The 2,407-nt window shown below is 44.9% G+C and carries 3 protein-coding genes and 1 pseudogene; 3 read left to right on the top strand and 1 reads right to left on the bottom strand.

The genetic code is table 11. The features are described 5' to 3' along the window. The 3 genes and pseudogenes from OCV81_RS17950 to tnpC all read left to right on the top strand — a co-directional run. Positions 1–94: pseudogene (locus tag OCV81_RS17950) on the top strand (IS982 family transposase); the annotation flags it as partial. A gap of 6 nt (positions 95–100) precedes the next feature. Then, positions 101–355, top strand: a complete 255-nt coding sequence (gene tnpB, locus OCV81_RS17615; RefSeq protein WP_148331126.1) for an IS66 family insertion sequence element accessory protein TnpB — start codon at positions 101–103, stop codon at positions 353–355. 77 nt (positions 356–432) lie between these two features. Next, positions 433–1,998 (top strand): IS66 family transposase, encoded by a 1,566-nt coding sequence (gene tnpC / locus OCV81_RS17610; protein ID WP_148331125.1) that lies wholly within the window; start codon positions 433–435, stop codon positions 1,996–1,998. A gap of 81 nt (positions 1,999–2,079) precedes the next feature. Here the strand turns inward: tnpC and OCV81_RS17605 are convergent, their stop codons facing one another. Next, positions 2,080–2,304 (bottom strand): hypothetical protein, encoded by a 225-nt coding sequence (locus tag OCV81_RS17605; RefSeq protein ID WP_262640555.1) that lies wholly within the window; start codon positions 2,302–2,304, stop codon positions 2,080–2,082. Positions 2,305–2,407: the final 103 nt, after the last annotated feature.

Raw genomic sequence — 2,407 nt, 5'->3', positions numbered from 1 at the left:
CTCTTTGTCGGCTATAGCAGCATATTGCTTTTTTGAAAAGAAGCCCGCCATTGATGTAAACTTTGTCAATGACGGACAACTGTCTATTTTCTAATTTTATATCGAACTCACGTTATATATCTTCATAAACCGTGCCCGTGACCGTATAAAACTCCTGCATTGGGAGCCGGGCGGCATGGTGTTGTACTCCAAACTTCTGGAAGCCGGTACCTTAGGCAAGCCTGATTCTGTCAACGACAATGAGGTCTGTGCAAATATAGAATGGCGGGAACTTGTCATGATAGTGGAGGGTATCATGGAAGCCCGCGACTCCCGTCGCACGAGACTTGAAAACCTGCAGAAACTTCGAAAATAGTGCCGTTTTCTTACTCTGTTTGCTTTTGTATGTCATTGGATTTTAGTATATTTACATTGTGAAACAATGAGATACAGATGCTTACGGAAGAACAGGAAAAAGCCTTATTGGAAGAGATTGATAAGCTCCGCCAGGATAAAGCGGCGCTTATCAGCAGGGTTGCTTCGCTGGAGCAGTCGCTGTACTGGCTCCGGAAAAAAGTCTTCGGACGGATGAGCGAAAAAAATCTTCCGCTTGATCCCAACCAGTTGTTTCTGTTCTCAAAAGAAGAAATGTCCTCCATGGAAATATCCCGGATGGAGGATGAAGTCCGCAAAAGCGATGAAGAAATCACCAGAACCATAAAAGTCAAGGAGAAGCCGTCCCGCAAGCCCTTGGATACATCTTCTCTTCCGGTAGAAGTTGTTGATCTTTACCCCGAAGGAACAACTGACGGGGAAGGCAGGCTTAAGGATGAATTCATTGAAATCGGAAAGGAAGAGAGTTCACGCCTGGAACGTGTTCCGGCAAAAGTATATATCCTGAAGACCGTCCGTCACAAAGTGATAAGTAAATCCGATATGGAGAAATACCCCGAGGAAAGGCAGATTCTGATTCACCCGCTACCTCTTGTTCCGGTCAGCAAATGTATGGCAGGCGCCTCGGTCCTGACAGACATTATCATCGGCAAGTTCATGTATCATCTCCCGTTCTACCGTCTGATACAGCAGTATCGCGAATCAGGAATCAGCATAAGCGAATCTACCATGTGCGGATGGTATGAAATGGCGGTAGAGAAACTCAAGCTGCTGTACAACCTGCTCAAACAGAAGATACTCTCCAGTGAGTATATACAAGTGGACGAGAGTGTCATTCCTGTGATGGACAATGAGAAACATAAGGCGAAAAAAGGGTATGAGTGGTGCGTGCGCGACGGCATCACGGGGGACGTCATGTTCCATTATGACCGTGGCAGCCGTTCGGGGATGGTAGCCCGTGAACTGCTGGGATGCTATCGTGGCATTGTGCAATGTGACGGCTATGCAGCTTACGAACAGTTCGAGCAGATGAAAGGAATTACTCTGGTCGGCTGTTGGGCACATGTCAGAAGAAAATACGTGGATGCCCTGGAAGAGAACAGGTCCCTGGCCACACAGGCAATACATTCCATCGGCAAGCTGTACAAAATAGAATCTGAAGCCAATGATGCTGGACTCGCAGCTGAAGAGCGTAAGGAAAAACGTATAAGCGAAGCCTATCCGCTGATACTTGAATTTGAAAAGTGGCTGCAGGATGCTTATCTCAGAGTGCTTCCTAAAAGCCGCATGGGTAAAGCCATTGAATATACGTACACGCTTCTTCCTAGGCTTTCCAGATACGTAAACGACGGAAGAATAGAAATTGATGACAACCGCATAGAAAATGCCATAAGACCTTTGGCCGTGGGCAGAAAGAACTATCTGTTCTGCGGCAACGACGCATCCGCATACAGGGCTGCCATCGTGTACTCTCTGATAGCCACCTGCAAGTCGGCAGAAGTAGACCCTAGAATCTGGATGGAAGATGTCCTGAGTAAAATCCCATATTATGAAAGGGATGAGAAAAATATGGAGGAACTTCTACCACGTAATTGGGCAAAATCCAATCAAACTTGTTCCGAATAAACACTATTAGTTCCGAATCGACTACGAATAGTACCGATTCGGAACTAATACCCCAAATTTGCAACGTGGTTTACCGAATGCTTACGCTTTTACAATGGCATTGCAAATACCGTTAATGATATTGCCGGAACTATCAATAGCATTTCTCAATATCATTGCAGCATCACGCTCTGCTTTAATAGCGTCTTGAAGGTCTTGATGGATTTTCAACAATGCCTCTTTTGCTTCACGGATTTCTGTGAGCCGCTTGTCTGCATCCTGCTTTTCAGCCTCTAATTCATGATTGCTTTCAACCTTTTTCAACATATCATCAACGTCTATTAGACTTTATATAGATTAATTTATTATATGACTCATTTTGTGCGTGATTCTGAAGTTGTGTAATCCACAAGCAATAAGAATCACCATA

Source organism: Phocaeicola fibrisolvens (assembly GCF_025567125.1).
Taxonomy (GTDB): domain Bacteria; phylum Bacteroidota; class Bacteroidia; order Bacteroidales; family Bacteroidaceae; genus Phocaeicola; species Phocaeicola fibrisolvens.
This window is presented reverse-complemented; position numbering and strand designations above follow the sequence as displayed.

What these genes read in the sequence shown, in the direction of transcription:
- tnpC (WP_148331125.1), top strand. Translation starts at nt 433, where the DNA reads ATGCTTACGGAAGAACAGGAAAAAGCCTTATTGGAAGAGATTGATAAG.
- OCV81_RS17605 (WP_262640555.1), bottom strand. Translation starts at nt 2,304, where the DNA reads ATGTTGAAAAAGGTTGAAAGCAATCATGAATTAGAGGCTGAAAAGCAG.